Consider the following 477-nt stretch of genomic DNA (forward strand, 5'->3'; position numbering starts at 1 on the left):
CATCGCCACTTTGCAACTAAACTTTTAAAAGTATCCTTATCTCTTTTACAATCTGCTTTGGAGTTTTGCCCTCGACTTCAACGATATAATCAGCCTTTTTTTCATATAGCTTTTCTCGCTCCAGATGCAGTGCCTCAGCCTTTTTTAGGTCGCTTAAAAGCGGGCGTTTGGCGAGCTTTTTCTCGCTATTTTTGCTATTTTTTAGCCTTTGCATGATCGCATCAAAGCTTGCTTTTAGATAGATCACGGTGCCTATTTTGTTTAAATTTTTAACCTTTGCAAAGCCCCCACCTGTCGAGATGATCGCATTTTTGACATTTGTGGCTAGAAATTTAGCCAGATCTTTTTCAAGCTGCCTAAAATGCTCTTCGCCAAATTCATCAAAGATAGCTTTTATCTTCATATTTTGTGAGCTCTCTAGCAAGTCGTCGCAGTCAAGATTCATCGTCTTTAGCGCCTTACTTAGCGCCCTTGCAG

1 protein-coding gene is annotated in these 477 nt (G+C 40.3%); it reads right to left on the minus strand.

Annotated elements, in window-relative coordinates; translation table 11 throughout:
- Positions 1-16: 16 nt before the first annotated feature.
- Positions 17-477 (minus strand): shikimate kinase (locus tag CYP54_RS00035; protein WP_258033552.1); only part of this gene is annotated, 461 nt, incomplete at its 5' end.

Source organism: Campylobacter concisus (assembly GCF_002914005.1).
In the GTDB taxonomy this organism is placed as follows: Bacteria; Campylobacterota; Campylobacteria; order Campylobacterales; family Campylobacteraceae; genus Campylobacter_A; species Campylobacter_A concisus_N.